Source organism: Alkalihalobacillus sp. NPDC127517 (assembly GCF_050276055.1).
In the GTDB taxonomy this organism is placed as follows: domain Bacteria; phylum Bacillota; class Bacilli; order Bacillales; family Bacillaceae_D; genus Alkalicoccobacillus.
Genome location: NZ_JBNNQX010000012.1, coordinates 17,073 through 30,672, shown reverse-complemented (window position 1 = coordinate 30,672; position 13,600 = coordinate 17,073). Strand labels below are relative to the sequence as shown.

The 13,600-nt window shown below is 38.5% G+C and carries 18 protein-coding genes and 1 riboswitch; of the genes, 7 read left to right on the top strand and 11 right to left on the bottom strand.

Going from position 1 to position 13,600, the window contains the following annotated elements; genetic code table 11:
* Position 1 precedes the first annotated feature (1 nt).
* The 6 genes from ACQKKO_RS16450 to ACQKKO_RS16425 form a co-directional block, all read right to left on the bottom strand.
* Positions 2–445 (bottom strand): hypothetical protein, encoded by a 444-nt coding sequence (locus ACQKKO_RS16450; RefSeq protein WP_498649087.1) that lies wholly within the window; start codon positions 443–445, stop codon positions 2–4.
* 77 nt (positions 446–522) lie between these two features.
* Positions 523–1,269, bottom strand: coding sequence for a polysaccharide deacetylase family protein (locus ACQKKO_RS16445; RefSeq protein ID WP_498649085.1), 747 nt, complete (start codon positions 1,267–1,269; stop codon positions 523–525).
* 108 nt (positions 1,270–1,377) lie between these two features.
* A complete protein-coding gene (locus ACQKKO_RS16440) occupies positions 1,378–2,133 on the bottom strand; it encodes a MurR/RpiR family transcriptional regulator (protein WP_498649083.1) in 756 nt (251 codons plus the stop codon).
* Positions 2,134–2,222: 89 nt separating this feature from the next.
* The gene (locus tag ACQKKO_RS16435; protein WP_498649082.1) at positions 2,223–3,392 is read right to left on the bottom strand and encodes an MFS transporter; all 1,170 of its coding nucleotides are present in this window, start codon (positions 3,390–3,392) and stop codon (positions 2,223–2,225) included.
* A 55-nt stretch (positions 3,393–3,447) separates the two neighbouring features.
* Positions 3,448–3,547, bottom strand: a riboswitch (purine riboswitch).
* Positions 3,548–3,556: 9 nt separating this feature from the next.
* On the bottom strand, positions 3,557–4,378 hold the full coding sequence (locus ACQKKO_RS16430) for an AAC(3) family N-acetyltransferase (RefSeq protein ID WP_498649080.1): 822 nt from the start codon (positions 4,376–4,378) through the stop codon (positions 3,557–3,559).
* A gap of 45 nt (positions 4,379–4,423) precedes the next feature.
* Positions 4,424–4,723, bottom strand: a complete 300-nt coding sequence (locus ACQKKO_RS16425) for a hypothetical protein (protein WP_498649078.1) — start codon at positions 4,721–4,723, stop codon at positions 4,424–4,426.
* A 182-nt stretch (positions 4,724–4,905) separates the two neighbouring features.
* Here ACQKKO_RS16425 and ACQKKO_RS16420 point away from each other — a divergent pair, with 182 nt between their 5' ends.
* Positions 4,906–5,202 (top strand): helix-turn-helix transcriptional regulator, encoded by a 297-nt coding sequence (locus tag ACQKKO_RS16420; RefSeq protein ID WP_498649077.1) that lies wholly within the window; start codon positions 4,906–4,908, stop codon positions 5,200–5,202.
* Between the two features lie 489 nt (positions 5,203–5,691).
* Here the strand turns inward: ACQKKO_RS16420 and ACQKKO_RS16415 are convergent, their stop codons facing one another.
* Positions 5,692–6,210 carry a stress protein gene (locus ACQKKO_RS16415; RefSeq protein WP_498649076.1) on the bottom strand — a complete coding sequence of 173 codons (519 nt, stop codon included), beginning with the start codon at positions 6,208–6,210 and terminating at the stop codon, positions 5,692–5,694.
* 492 nt (positions 6,211–6,702) lie between these two features.
* Between ACQKKO_RS16415 and ACQKKO_RS16410 the strand changes: the two genes are divergently transcribed.
* The 4 genes from ACQKKO_RS16410 (at position 6,703) to ACQKKO_RS16395 (ending at position 8,947) form a co-directional block, all read left to right on the top strand.
* Positions 6,703–7,083, top strand: a complete 381-nt coding sequence (locus ACQKKO_RS16410; protein ID WP_498649075.1) for a GntR family transcriptional regulator — start codon at positions 6,703–6,705, stop codon at positions 7,081–7,083.
* Entirely contained in the window at positions 7,076–7,960 is an 885-nt protein-coding gene (locus ACQKKO_RS16405) for an ATP-binding cassette domain-containing protein (protein WP_498649073.1), read from the top strand. Before ACQKKO_RS16410 ends, ACQKKO_RS16405 begins: the two co-directional genes overlap by 8 nt.
* Positions 7,957–8,631, top strand: coding sequence for a hypothetical protein (locus tag ACQKKO_RS16400; RefSeq protein WP_498649072.1), 675 nt, complete (start codon positions 7,957–7,959; stop codon positions 8,629–8,631). The genes ACQKKO_RS16405 and ACQKKO_RS16400 overlap by 4 nt, the downstream gene beginning before the upstream one ends.
* A 148-nt stretch (positions 8,632–8,779) precedes the next feature.
* The gene (locus tag ACQKKO_RS16395; protein WP_498649071.1) at positions 8,780–8,947 is read left to right on the top strand and encodes a hypothetical protein; all 168 of its coding nucleotides are present in this window, start codon (positions 8,780–8,782) and stop codon (positions 8,945–8,947) included.
* 141 nt (positions 8,948–9,088) lie between these two features.
* Here ACQKKO_RS16395 and groL read toward each other — a convergent pair whose 3' ends face one another.
* Positions 9,089–10,729 (bottom strand): chaperonin GroEL, encoded by a 1,641-nt coding sequence (gene groL, locus ACQKKO_RS16390; protein ID WP_498649069.1) that lies wholly within the window; start codon positions 10,727–10,729, stop codon positions 9,089–9,091.
* Between the two features lie 43 nt (positions 10,730–10,772).
* Positions 10,773–11,057, bottom strand: a complete 285-nt coding sequence (gene groES / locus ACQKKO_RS16385; RefSeq protein WP_203090627.1) for a co-chaperone GroES — start codon at positions 11,055–11,057, stop codon at positions 10,773–10,775.
* 275 nt (positions 11,058–11,332) lie between these two features.
* Between groES and ACQKKO_RS16380 the strand changes: the two genes are divergently transcribed.
* Both ACQKKO_RS16380 and ACQKKO_RS16375 read left to right on the top strand, forming a co-directional pair.
* Positions 11,333–12,067, top strand: a complete 735-nt coding sequence (locus tag ACQKKO_RS16380; protein ID WP_498649067.1) for a CPBP family intramembrane glutamic endopeptidase — start codon at positions 11,333–11,335, stop codon at positions 12,065–12,067.
* Between the two features lies 1 nt (position 12,068).
* On the top strand, positions 12,069–12,275 hold the full coding sequence (locus ACQKKO_RS16375) for a DUF4305 domain-containing protein (protein ID WP_498649065.1): 207 nt from the start codon (positions 12,069–12,071) through the stop codon (positions 12,273–12,275).
* A gap of 50 nt (positions 12,276–12,325) precedes the next feature.
* On the opposite strand, the gene ACQKKO_RS16370 is transcribed toward ACQKKO_RS16375, so the two are convergent.
* Together ACQKKO_RS16370 and ACQKKO_RS16365 are read right to left on the bottom strand one after the other, a co-directional pair.
* Positions 12,326–12,643, bottom strand: coding sequence for a hypothetical protein (locus tag ACQKKO_RS16370; protein WP_498649064.1), 318 nt, complete (start codon positions 12,641–12,643; stop codon positions 12,326–12,328).
* Between the two features lie 199 nt (positions 12,644–12,842).
* Positions 12,843–13,373, bottom strand: a complete 531-nt coding sequence (locus tag ACQKKO_RS16365; protein WP_498649061.1) for a DoxX family protein — start codon at positions 13,371–13,373, stop codon at positions 12,843–12,845.
* Positions 13,374–13,600: the final 227 nt, after the last annotated feature.

Below are 13,600 nucleotides of genomic sequence, written 5' to 3'. Positions count from 1 at the left end.
ATTAGCGAATAAATATCAAAAGTAAATCTAACAACGTTTCCTCATTTAATTCAGCCTTTTGTACCCCACCAAATTCATGACGAGTTGATTTCCATTTCCCTTCATCATAGAAGAAATATGTACTTTGCAGCACAGTGGCTCCGTTTTGAATAGAGATCTTATACTCACCACGTTGACTCCCTGTAACATCTGGGAGAAGGATAACAGGCTTTTTGCCGTATACTTTAATCTGTTTTCCGATAACATTAAACCGATTCGGTCCAACAGACACATCACTAACCTCAAGCTGGTTCTTTTCAATAGCTGGTTTTAAAGCGTTATCAATTCGTTCAAAAAGCTCAGTAACTACCTGATAAAAACGGTATTCTCTCTCTTCAACAGGTGACTTTTTTGACTTAAGTCTAATCTGTTCTTTATCTAAATAATCGAATAACTGGTGTGCCATAGGTCTTTTCCCCTCCGATTTCTCTATGAGTTCATTCGACTTAATCTTATAAAATCCTGCACCAAACCACAATACTTTTATAAGTGTTCAAACAATGTCCAATGATTTGTCAGCTTAATTAAGTCGGAAACCGTCACAAGTTCATACCCATCTTCAATTAATGCGGGAATAATGACTTCGAGTGCTTGAACAGTTTGGACCCGCTTCCCGCCAGCATCATGAAATAGAATAATATCACCTGGGTGAACATTTGGCAGAACATTTCGAATAATTTTCCCTACACCCGGATTCGCCCAATCTCTTGAATCCTGATGCCATGACCACATAATCACCTGGTACTGTTCTTCTGCAGCCGTTTCAATAATGACATCATCATAGTAGCCTGCAACCGGACGAAATAAACGAGGATGAACCCCAGTCGTCTCAACGATTAATTTTTCCGTTTGTTTTATTTCTGATCGCAAGTCTGATTTTGAGATACCCGATAGCGGAACATGGTGGTATGTATGATTCCCAATTTCATGTCCGTGTTCAGCGGCCTTTCTAACGACTTCTGGTAGCTTCCGAACTTGCTCTCCAGTCACAAAAAACGTTGCTTTGGCATCATAGCGGTCAAGAATTTCCATGATTTTCTCTGTATACACCGGGTGTGGACCATCATCAAATGTAAGAGCAATCAACGGTCTTGAAGTAGGAATATCCCAAATCGCCTTCCCAGTTTGCTCATAATCATAACGATCCTTCATTTCGGCTGTGGAAACTGAAGAAGGGTGCATCACCATTAGTGTAGTTATACCAATCATCAAACATATCAGCTTTCTCATCCAAACCCTCCTAACCTTTCCGAGGAGTCTATTCATTAAGTTAGGTTATGGAAAGCAACGCTTGGCTATACTCGCTTGTTAATACTTGTTTATTCCAAATGATTTATCCTAAGGACGCTCTCGCATCCACTGCTCTAACATATCGAACAATCGCAGTAATGTATGACTGCTGACTGCATGATTTTTAAGCAATCCACATTGAATAACATCATCAAACTCAGCCAATTCACCCAAACGATCTGAGAACGTAATTAACCATTTATGTCCATTAGATTCACGAAGTTTTTTGATGAGTGGCAACTCTTCATTTAACAAGTGCCCCTGGATTGAAATCATAATGATGAGATCATCTTCTGTTAGGTCATCTAATGTTTTCATTTGTTTAAATAAATTCGTGGAACACTCACAAAACTTGCCAAGTAAGAGAAGCTTTTTCTGTAACTCAACGGTTTGGATTTGATATCGCTCAAAGCTTAAAATAACAATTCTTTGTGAATTCTTTAAACGTTTCACTAGTCGATTGATTTGTTCCAATTGAATTTGATCAATCATATCAATATTTTCTTGAAATTGGTTTTTAAACGTGTGAGCATCTAGTACATGTTGCGAGGTTCCAGCGGTCGGATCTGTCTTTTTTGCTAAAATGACGCTTTTTCGCAAACTAGAAAAATTCCTAAACCCAATTCGTTTGCAGAAACGATTAATGGTCGAAGGCGCAACATTACAAATTTCCGCAACGGAATCTAAAGAGAATGTTTCGATATTGTGGATATGTTGAAGAAAGCTTCTTGCAATTGAATCATTTATATCTTTTTCCAATGAATTATTTATGTATGCTAATAGGGTATACGTTAATTGTTCCACATTTTCCACCTCACATAAATCTTATCACATCGCTTGGTAAAGGGTAAAAATAAAACAGCCCCGACAAATGTCATTGTCGAGACTGTTCCTTACGCAGCTACTGATTCGTTCCTTGCTGAGGTCGATCTTGAGAAAGAGTAGATCGCACAAAGAAAAGCAAGAATCACTAATACTCCCCCAAACCACGCATTTGAACTAACCGATCCAGTTTGAGTTAAGGCAAACCCACCGATGGCAGAACCGATAGAGATTCCGATTTGTAGCGCAGAGTTATTAAAGCTTTGTTGAATATCTGATGTTACTGGATCACTTTCAATTAGATAACTTTGTTGCGCAGGCGCTAAACTCCAGCTCAGCGCTCCCCAAACAATCATAACAGGAATAAAGAACCACATGGATGAAGCAGCAAATGGCAGGAGAAACAATGAAACAGCAAAAGCGCCAATTACAATTAAAATACTTGGTCTAGATCCGATACGGTCGGAAAGCATACCTCCAAACGCTCCTCCACTAATCGCGGCCATTCCAAAAATAAAATAAAATACACTAATCCATGTAGAATTCAATTGCATATTTGTCTCTAGAAAGGGGGTGAAGTATGCATAAATAGTATAGTGCCCGGCTAACATAAACATCGTAGCAAGATGGGCACCAATCATTTTAGATTGACCCAAGGCTTTTATTTGTTTTAATAATGGAATCTGCGTCTCTCCTTCCAACTTATCCATGAAGAAGTAAATAAGAGCCATAGAGCCTAGAGATAACAAGGCTATACCTAAAAAGATCACTCTCCATCCCCACAGGTCAGACACTAAAATACCAATTGGTACACCCAAAACCAAAGAAGAGCTAATTCCCATATAGATAAGTCCCAGTGCCTTTGCTTTATCTTTCGAATCCACGACTTTCACAGCCATCGTTAAGGATAAAACAACAATAAGAGCCGTGCTTGCTGCCGTTAACACTCTGGCAACCATCATAAACGAAAACGAAGTACTGAAATACGTTAAGATGTTTCCAACAAAGAAAATAAGAAGCGTTGTCAGATAGAGTGACTTTCTCTCAATCTTACTTGTTGTCACTAATAAAATTGGACCCGCTATTGCAAAAACAAGCGCGAACACTGTAATGAGCTGACCCGCAGCACTTAACGAAACATTCATGTCATCTGCAATCACCGGTAAAATTCCTCCAACAATCAGCTCAACCAATCCAACTGCTATAACAGATACAGCCAGTATATATACCTTTGCGTTCATCTAATTCATCATTCCTTTCAATTTCAAACAATATAAAAAAATCCTGATTACAAAAATGGGGCAAGACCATTTCTGTAATCAGGATTTTAAGGTTCCTGGTAGAGACCCTCCAGCCGTATTCTAGAGGTTATACAGGTTGCTATGTGTTTGTTTGATTCATTCGCTTACGTGAGTTTACTATGGTTTGTGGTTTCTTTCAAGTGTTTTCCTGTAAAGTCTACTAAATCAGGTTGATAAATAAACTTCGCTTGAGAATTTCCAACTTCTCCTTGCAAGATGCGGTACTCGCTTTCAAACCTCTCACCGATTGAAGAAAAGGTTTCCTCGTCATAATCCAGTTCAACGTATTCTTTCCAAACCCTTTGATGATTCTCTAACATTGGACTCATCTTCTTTACCTGTTTGACCGTTCCTCCCATATGCTCACCAAGATGCATAGAGGTGTTGGTCTCATATCCAGTCCCTAGCATCAAAACATACCCATTGTTTTGATACAAATAACCTAATGGCGAACTCTCGCCCAGACCATGATCTAAAGAATGATTGTTTGCAACTTCTTCACTGTTTTTCCCCCACACTGAAAAAGAATGCACAGGATGATGACTACGCTTGACGTTAGGATATGTACGAAATAATTCCGAAATCACGCCCATACCAAACGTTGGTGTGATCAACGGATCAAAGGGAGGCATTTCATTCATCACTTCCTGAATCCATTCTTTAGGGATGGCTGGGTTCCCCCATTCTCTTGGATCTGACACATCGGCACTATGAGCGGGCATTATAAGTGTGCCTTTATGCGTAATAACCTCCTGTAATGCTTGAATAACAGCCACCGCACCACCGCATACCCACCCTAACGATTTCATGGAAGAATGCACAATTACAGTCATTCCCTCACGTAAACCTAAATGTTTCAAATCCGTTGTGAGAGAAAGACGTGTTTGAGGTCTCGTAGATTCTTTCATTAATCTTTCTTGACTCATTGGAACATACTCCTTTATCACATGTTATATAGAGATAATTAAAATCTATCTCTTCGATGAACCTAGATTCAACGTTTCACCCACAAAAGTAATCGTTGCCATAATGATGATGATAAGTATAAATAGAACCACTCTAATAATAACATTTTTGGTTGATTTTATTTCAGACTCATTCTCCCTTTTTTCAATCCAGGGTCTTGCAAAGATATGAAGTAACAAGATCGTTGTAGTCACAATTCCTATCATGTAGGGATCAAGCCCCAAACTAAACACAAGATTAACTAGCAAGATCAATATGGCACCAATTAGAATTCCGATTAGGGTTTTAAGCAATCGTTTGTTCATATAAAGAAGCTCCTCTCAATCATTTTTAATCAAATGACTTTACACTTATTAGTACCTAGATAGGTAGAAAGTTAAACGATTGAGATGATTGTATGCACTGCTTTGGTTCAGGGTTAGTATGTTTAGAAATGTCTTGCAGAGGTATAAAAAGGAAAAAAACCTTTTAAAAGGAGGGCGCGATTATGGATGACATTTTAAAAATTGCACAATCTCGAGACACGACAAACAAAGAAAAAAGCGAACAAATTGAAGAACATCTAAAAGAAAACTTACTTAGCTCAGCCCAAACTGCAAAGTACTTAGGAATATCAAATCAAACATTCTACAAACGTTTAAATGAGGGAATTATCACACCCTTTATTCAAACTGGAAAAAACTCTGGAGGAAATCTATTTTATCTCCCAGAAGTCATGAAGCACGCTGATAAACTGAATATCCAGAAATCAAAAGTGAACCATAGGTACTTGGATAGTAAGTGAACTTCAGTGAAAATTTCCTCCAGTATTCAGGACTACCTTTGAAGAAGTACCTATTTTAAAGAAATAGGAGTTGATCGAATTCGCATTCTAAGAGATGTCACATTAGCATTGTTTGTTGTTCTCATAATTATCTCTCTTTTTTCTAGTCTATCATCAGGCTTTGTTTTTTTAATTGGAGCTATAGCGTTACTCTTTAATGGAGTTCTGTTCAAAAATCAATCTAAAGCAAAAAGTGATTATGTTCTATCCTTTATTGGTGCAGCCTGTTTTTTTCTATTTTCTATAGTCGATTTCTATTTTGATTTCATTTTTTGAATAAGGTTTCCATAAATTAATTAAGTGGTTTTGTCCCAGTCGCTTTCATGAATCAGAAAAAAGATCTCGATCACTTTTTCAAGTGAACGAGATCTTTTTATATTTCAGAAGCTACTTAGGCTCCGACCGCTTTATGCTTTTAACTATCAGACCACCTAATTGTCCCAACACTACTTATGGCATTCTAAATTCAACTTCTCCATCATTTCGCTCAAACCAGCCCGAGAATGCCCAGTTGATATAACCGCCATCGCCTTTGTTATTAAAGGTACCTTCTTCAAATGCCCAGATTCCATAAATGACACCATCATAGGTAAAGGTATCAAAGTAATGAACACCACTCAGACTAGACTCATAGTCAAGGCTCATATTAAGAACCATAACATTCAATTGATAATCTGACTGAAACCTCATTGTTTCTCTCGCTGCTTTCACAAATCCCTCACGGTTGTTCGATGATACAATAGCATCTCGAATACTGTTTCCAATTTCAACAGGATCAATAGAGACATCAATATTTGTTGCTTGTGCTCCAACTTCCTGACTTAATGCTTGTCCTTCTGCTTCCTCTGAAATCTGTGGTACATCCTGACTTGCATGAGCAGTGCCACCATAGTTAGGGATCGCAAATGTAATCCCTAGAATCGCTGCTCCCGCCACACTGCTTAAAGTCAATGATCTGGTCTTTTTCATTTTAATCTCCTCCTAATTATGATTTTGTGTTACAGGGATTATGTACCCGTGATAAAACAACTAAAACTTGGGAAATAATATGATCTGATTATTAAAAATTCTTTTCATTTTTGGAGGGAACTATTAATTAATATTAAGTAAAAACTTATTAATACAACTTTTTAACGTGTTGGGAAATGCAATTTGATCAGGGCTGAAATAGGTACTTTTCTATATTAAAAAAGTTCATAGGTAAACCAGTAAATTTTTCATATAAGATTTAAAATTTACTTCAAAAAATAATTTAGGTTTTTTGTGAACTAGCTCGAGTGCTATAAACATTTAATAGGAGATAGATCATTTGAATAAACGAATAGGTGCTGCCTACTCGTTTATTTGTTTTGTATTCAGACATTTAACTAATACAAGATATTGACAGCCAACAAATGATGATATATGGTTATACACATAACCAACTAACCATCATAGTGTATAACAGGAGGTGCTTATATTGTGCGCTCGAAATTAGATGAGAATCGCCCGATCTTTCAGCAGATTAAAGAAATGATCGAAGAAGATATTGTTGAAGGCATTCTTCCAGAAGGAGAAAAAGCACCGTCAACCAACCAGCTTGTAGCGTATTACAAAATAAATCCTCAAACCGTTCTTAAAGGCGTAAATGAATTAGTGGACAGTGGAATCTTATTTAAGAAAAGAGGGGTCGGTATGTTTGTAGCAGAAGGGGCACGTGAAAAGTTACGAAATTTGAGAAAACGTACATTCCAAGAAGAGTATGTGTGGAGCATGCTACAGGAAGCGAACCGACTTGGCATTTCTGAGCAGGAAATCAAATCGATGATGGATGACTTAAAAAGGAGGAACGATCATGATTGAACCTACTATAAAAGCAAACCAGCTGTCTCTTACTATTGGTTCAAAATCTATTCTCAAGGAATTATCGTTTGAACTTAGTGGCAATAAAATCATTGGCTTGCTTGGACGAAATTCTGCAGGAAAAACCTCCTTACTTTCACTACTTGCTTCGTATCGAGAATCATCAGCAGGAACGCTTCAGTTAGATAATCAGGATGTATTTGATAACGCCATCGCTATGGAACAGATTTCGTTTATCAAAGAGGAGTCCTTCGAGTACGAGTATGACAAAGCTGAAAAATGGCTTAAAGATCGTAAAGACTTTCGACCAAACTTTGACGAAGACTACGCAAATCACTTAATTAAACGATTTAAGATTCCCATGAACCAAAAGATCTATAACCTGTCTCGTGGCATGAAATCAGCCCTAACTGTGACATTAGGTCTTGCCAGTCGTTGTCCGATCACCATTTTTGATGAGGCCTACCTCGGAATGGACGCACCTGCCAGGGAAATCTTTTATGAGGAGGTTTTAAAAGATTACATGGAGCATCCACGAATGATGATTCTCTCTACACACTTAATCTCTGAAATGGACACATTGTTTGAAGAGGTATTAATCATTAAAGAGGGGGCTTTACTTCTACACAAAAACACAGAGGAGCTCTTAACAGAAGGTCTTTCTGTGACTGGAACAGCTGAGCGAGTGGATATATGGACACAAGGTCAAACCATTTTAAAGGAACAATCCCTTGGTCATACAAAATCAACTATGGTATATGGACCAATTACAGCCGATAAACGAAAAGCAGCTTCTGAAGCTGGTTTAGAGCTTGGTCCTGTCTCATTGCAAGATCTATTTATTCATTTAACAGAAGAAGGAGCTGAATCAGAATGACTGCGAAGGCAAAGCTGATCTGTAGGAAATTCAATTCATTCTATACCCAATGGACAATTGGTTTCTTCGTTACCCTAATCGTAGTCCATTTCCTTGCCATTATTTTTGCTGCAACAACCATCTGGTCATTTTATGACACAAGCAGTCAAGCCACACAGTTTTATATGTTGATTCTTGGCATTATGAATATGGGTCTACTCTCATATGGTGTATCAAATGGGATTACAAGAAAGGATTATTTCGTAGGAGTGGCTGCTTCGGCCATCCTGTATAGCTTTTTGTTAGCAGCTGTTTCCTTGTTTACAACGTTCCTATTCGAGAACATGTTGTTTCCACAGCTTGGATTAGAAACAGGTGGATCAATTCCCATTACGTTGACGCTATTCTTCTCCCTTTTTCTACGGTTCCTTTTGTATTATTTTCTTGGCTGGTTGATTATGGCTGCATTCCATAGATATCATTGGATCATTGGGGCTGCATTTATAGGGGTTGCCATTGTTGTTGTTGCCTTTCATGATTATCTTCTAGGTGAAAATGAATCAACGGTTTTGAATTTCTTACCAGTAGTAGATCTCACTCCATTCGTTTCCCTACCTATTATTGCATTGCTAGTTGCAGGAACGATGATGTTTGTGCGGAATATGACTAAACATGTACATGTGAAGATTTAAATTCTTCATTCGTCCCTTTCATTCATTCTCGTTCTTCTTTTTATTGGATTTTAGACAATATCAGTCAAGATGCACCCTATCTATCAACGTTTATGTATGAGACAATTGGGTTACAGCTATTTAAAGCTGTATGAGGGAGTTGATCCGTTTGTATCGAATTATACGTACATTTGACGGTGAAACGAAAACCTTAAAGGCACCGAGCAGCCATTTGGACAAATCCTTTACGGAATTCGTCGAGGCAGAACGACTAACAAAAAATTTAAATAATTACTCTAAACCAGGCTATTCTTGGTCTGTAGAAGAGGTCCAATAAGAAAAAGCGAATAGGTGGCTGCCTATTCGCTTTATTTGTTATTCAGATCAAAAGAAGCCTCCGTTACCTAATGCATAACGGAGGCTTCTTAATTATTTAGCTAATCAACAGAGTATAATCTCCGTTGTATTAACATTTTTGTTACATCATTCCAGGCATTCCCATTCCGCCCATTCCGCCGCCCATATCAGGCATTCCGCCGCCAGCGTTTTCTTCTGGCTTATCAGCGATTACAGCTTCTGTAGTTAGAAGCATTGCAGATACGCTTGATGCGTTTTGAAGTGCAGAGCGAGTTACTTTAACTGGATCAAGGATACCAGAGTCAACCATGTTTACATATTCACCAGTTGCTGCGTTGAAACCAATTCCAACTGCTTCGCCTTTAAGGCGCTCAACGATGACAGATCCTTCAAGACCAGCGTTGTGAGCAATTTGACGAACTGGCTCTTCTAGCGCACGGATCACAATGTTCACACCCGTTGCTTCGTCGCCCTCTGCATCCACTGCTTTAACAGCTGTCAGTACGTTTACAAGTGCTGTACCACCACCTGCTACGATCCCTTCTTCAACTGCTGCACGAGTAGAGTTTAGAGCATCTTCAATACGAAGCTTACGCTCTTTCATTTCAGTTTCAGTTGCAGCACCAACTTTAAGAACCGCTACTCCGCCTGCAAGCTTAGCAAGACGCTCTTGTAACTTTTCTTTGTCAAAGTCAGATGTTGTTTCTTCAAGCTGAGCTTTGATTTGGTTTACGCGACCAGCAATTTGGTCTGCTTGACCAGCACCCTCAACGATTGTTGTGTTTTCTTTTGTGACAACAACCTTGCTTGCGCGACCAAGCTGAGAAATGTTAGCTGATTTAAGGTCAAGACCTAGATCTTCAGTAATTACTTCTCCGCCCGTTAGGATTGAGATATCTTCAAGCATTGCTTTACGACGATCTCCGAATCCTGGAGCTTTAACAGCTACTGCATTAAATGTTCCGCGAAGCTTGTTCACAACTAGAGTTGCTAGTGCTTCCCCTTCAACATCCTCAGCAATGATTAAAATTGGACGGCTTTGTTGTACCACTTGCTCAAGAACAGGGAGTACTTCTTGAATGTTACCGATTTTCTTATCTGTGATAAGAATGTACGGATTTTCAAGAACAGCTTCCATTTTATCAGAGTCCGTTACCATGTAAGGTGAAGAGTATCCGCGGTCGAATTGCATACCTTCTACAACTTCAAGCTCTGTAGAGAATCCTTTTGACTCTTCAATTGTAATTACGCCATCGTTACCAACACGCTCCATTGCTTCAGCAATGATTTGGCCTACTTCGTTATCACCAGAAGAGATCGCTGCAACCTGTGCAATGGATTCTTTTCCTTCAATTGGCTTAGCAATCTTCTGAAGCTCTTGAACTGCTGCAGCCGTTGCTTTTTCAATTCCTTTACGAATGACCATCGGGTTTGCACCAGATGTTACGTTTTTAAGTCCTTCACGGATCATTGCTTGAGCAAGAACTGTTGCAGTTGTTGTACCATCACCAGCGATATCGTTGGTTTTGCTAGCTACTTCAGCAACAAGCTTCGCACCCATGTTTTCAAATGCATCTTCAAGCTCAATTTCTTTCGCAATCGTTACACCATCATTTGTGATAAGTGGAGAACCGAATTTCTTTTCAAGAACCACGTTACGTCCTTTTGGTCCAAGCGTTACTTTAACAGCGTTTGCAAGTGCGTCTACTCCGCGTAGCATGGAACGACGAGCATCTTCACTAAACTTGATATCTTTAGCCATTTTGTCAGCCTCCTAAAATAAAATCGTAAAAATGTACTCTTTATTAGCCAATTACAGCAAGAATGTCGCTCTCGCGTAAAATTAAATAGTCTTTTCCTTCATATTTCACTTCTGTACCTGCATATTTTGAGAAGATTACAGAATCGCCTTCTTTAAGCTCAAGCGCTACACGCTCGCCATTATCTGTTACACGACCTGCGCCTACAGCAACAATCTTACCTTCTTGTGGTTTTTCTTTTGCTGAATCTGGTAATACGATCCCGCTTGCTGTTGTTTCCTCTGTTTCGATTTGCTCTAAAACAATACGATCACCTAATGGTTTTAACAAGGAAAACACCCTCCCTTTACGTACTATGTAGTAGTCTTTTATTAGCACTCGATTGGTGTGAGTGCTAACACATTTATTATGATAATCATTCCAGCACTCTTTTGCAAGTCATTTACTCGTTTTTTTTTGTCGAAATCCTTCTATCTTTGCACAACTTCCTATACCCTGTACTTTCTTACTCTATTCGGCATATTCATAAGGCATCCCTTCTGATTTTCTGCACAGACTATGATAAAATGTACAAATGATTAAACCACAAAAAAGGAGCAATTGTTTTGAACATTAGATATTGGTTTATTCTTGTAACCTTCATAGCCATGCTCTTTGGCGCTGTTCCTTTCGTGTTTCTTTTTCAGGCACTTGGGATTACAGAAGCTAACGCGTTAATTGGATATTCATCTGTTGCAAGCTACGTTATAGGTACGTTAATTATTTTCTTATTGCTATTGCCTGACATGCGTCAAGGAAGTCTTGATCGGGATCGTTCAGGTGTAGGGATGACTATTGTTTGGTCAATTACCGGTGTATTTCTTGTATTTATCGCTCAATACGCAGCCGCGTTAATTGAGATCTTTGTATTTGGTATTGAAGCCGGGTCGGATAATACAGAATCACTTGTTCAACTTAGCAGAGCTGTGCCACTAATGGTCATTGTTATTGCAGTGCTTGGGCCAATTATTGAAGAAATTGTGTTTCGTAAAGTTCTTTTCGGTTCGTTACATAAGAAAATGAACTTTTTCTTTGCAAGTACCATCAGTTCATTGATCTTCGCAGCCGCTCACTGGGATTTTGAACATTTGCTCGTTTACCTTGCAATGGGATATGCCTTCGCTTTCTTGTATGTAATTAGTAAGAGAATTATTGTACCGATTATTGCGCACATTGCGTTAAACTCATTTGTTGTTCTTGTTCAAGTGGTATTCTACGATGAAATACAACGGATTTTGGAGCAGGCTGAACAGATGACTAATCTTGACGCGTCCATGATCTTGCGTTTGATTGGAGGGTAATATGAGAGGCATTTCTCCAATCTTCATCGCAACCTTTTATATTCTACTTGGAATATTTATTACCTTCCTCGCTTCTAATAATGTCGGTCGAAATGGTTGGACTTTTATCGGTGTCTTGCTAGCTGCTTTAGCCGCCTATGATTTTTATATGGCTATTCGATTCTTAATTCTTCGAAAAACCATTAAAAACATGCAAAAGAAAGACTGAATCATTACATGCATAAAAGCCCTTTTCCACAATGGAGACGGGCTTTTTTGTTATAATTCATCGTATGCAATCTTCGTTTTCTTTTTGGATAGTTCATTTATCACAATTGACCAATTGTTCATCAGATGTTGTCTTTGGGTAGACTCACGTTCGCTTAGTGGCTCCTCTGGTGCTTCATCTTTAAATACAAGTGTTTGTGTGCTTACTGACTCAGTAGAAGCCGCTCTTTGTTGTTGTGAATGTTCATTTATTTGAAATGAAGACGTATACTCATCAGTTGCTAGGCTGGTGGTTACAGGCTCACTACTAATTGAACCAATCAAACAGACCATAAAAAAAAGCGGAATCCAAACGTGAAGTTTATTCATCGCCCATTCCTCCAAATTTATTATCATGATTTTATATACCCTCCCACACTTTTTCAAAACATCTTTTATTTTTTCATATTAAAAATAGCTGAGACGTATCAATATATTACTTAAGAAAACGTAAATAGCGAATAATTCGATGTTGAATTATTCGCCATTTACTCGTTGATATTTAGTTATGTCTCCGGCGGCTTTTGTATTAAGCCGGCTGTTCAGTTGGTCTAGTGTCTAGACGATCCATATGCTTATTATTTTTATTCAATTTGCGTTTGATGATTGGAAGAATGTACCGGTCTAATCCGAATCTACCTGCATTAAACCCTGCCACTAAGATGATGAATCCAAGTACAATCATAATCGGGTTTACAGAAACAGTTCCTGCGAGTAAAAATGACAGGTTCATCATGATACCGAAGAAAGCAGCAGCAGTAGTCAGGAAACCTAAAATTAATCCAAGACCGACTACTATTTCTCCCCAAGCAACTACGGTACTAAAGAGTCCTTCATATGGTAATGCGACATTCTCAAGAAAGCCCACATAAAATGGATAAACGACTTCTTCACCTTTTACCACTGGATTGGCAACAGCTGCTTGCAAGAATCCTCCTGCAGAAAATTCCCCAGTTACTTTTCCAAGACCTGAAGTTAACCAAGTCCAACCTAGATACAAACGTAAGAATACCAGTATTCCAGAAGCCCACTTACTTTCTCTTAGAAATCGATTAAACATATGAATTCCTCCTTGTTTTTTATTATGTGAAATGTTTCACATTCTCTTTCTACTCATAGTATAAGCGATTTCATTTGGTTTGTGTGGGTTTGAAGAAGAATGACAAACTTTGTTCATAATTTCACAAAGTCTTTTAGTGTTGAATTAGGAATGTAGATACATTATTTGTAGGAGAGCTCTCGTACCGGACCAGTGGAACCTTCACTAGGTTGTGATAACTAACAAAA

Excerpts from the sequence above, each read along its gene's own strand:
- ACQKKO_RS16450 (WP_498649087.1), bottom strand. The coding sequence starts at position 445 with ATGGCACACCAGTTATTCGATTATTTAGATAAAGAACAGATTAGACTT.
- ACQKKO_RS16445 (WP_498649085.1), bottom strand. The coding sequence starts at position 1,269 with ATGAGAAAGCTGATATGTTTGATGATTGGTATAACTACACTAATGGTG.
- ACQKKO_RS16435 (WP_498649082.1), bottom strand. The coding sequence starts at position 3,392 with ATGAACGCAAAGGTATATATACTGGCTGTATCTGTTATAGCAGTTGGA.
- ACQKKO_RS16430 (WP_498649080.1), bottom strand. The coding sequence starts at position 4,378 with ATGAGTCAAGAAAGATTAATGAAAGAATCTACGAGACCTCAAACACGT.
- ACQKKO_RS16425 (WP_498649078.1), bottom strand. The coding sequence starts at position 4,723 with ATGAACAAACGATTGCTTAAAACCCTAATCGGAATTCTAATTGGTGCC.
- ACQKKO_RS16420 (WP_498649077.1), top strand. The coding sequence starts at position 4,906 with ATGGATGACATTTTAAAAATTGCACAATCTCGAGACACGACAAACAAA.
- ACQKKO_RS16415 (WP_498649076.1), bottom strand. The coding sequence starts at position 6,210 with ATGAAAAAGACCAGATCATTGACTTTAAGCAGTGTGGCGGGAGCAGCG.
- ACQKKO_RS16405 (WP_498649073.1), top strand. The coding sequence starts at position 7,076 with ATGATTGAACCTACTATAAAAGCAAACCAGCTGTCTCTTACTATTGGT.
- ACQKKO_RS16400 (WP_498649072.1), top strand. The coding sequence starts at position 7,957 with ATGACTGCGAAGGCAAAGCTGATCTGTAGGAAATTCAATTCATTCTAT.
- groL (WP_498649069.1), bottom strand. The coding sequence starts at position 10,729 with ATGGCTAAAGATATCAAGTTTAGTGAAGATGCTCGTCGTTCCATGCTA.
- ACQKKO_RS16375 (WP_498649065.1), top strand. The coding sequence starts at position 12,069 with ATGAGAGGCATTTCTCCAATCTTCATCGCAACCTTTTATATTCTACTT.
- ACQKKO_RS16370 (WP_498649064.1), bottom strand. The coding sequence starts at position 12,643 with ATGAATAAACTTCACGTTTGGATTCCGCTTTTTTTTATGGTCTGTTTG.
- ACQKKO_RS16365 (WP_498649061.1), bottom strand. The coding sequence starts at position 13,373 with ATGTTTAATCGATTTCTAAGAGAAAGTAAGTGGGCTTCTGGAATACTG.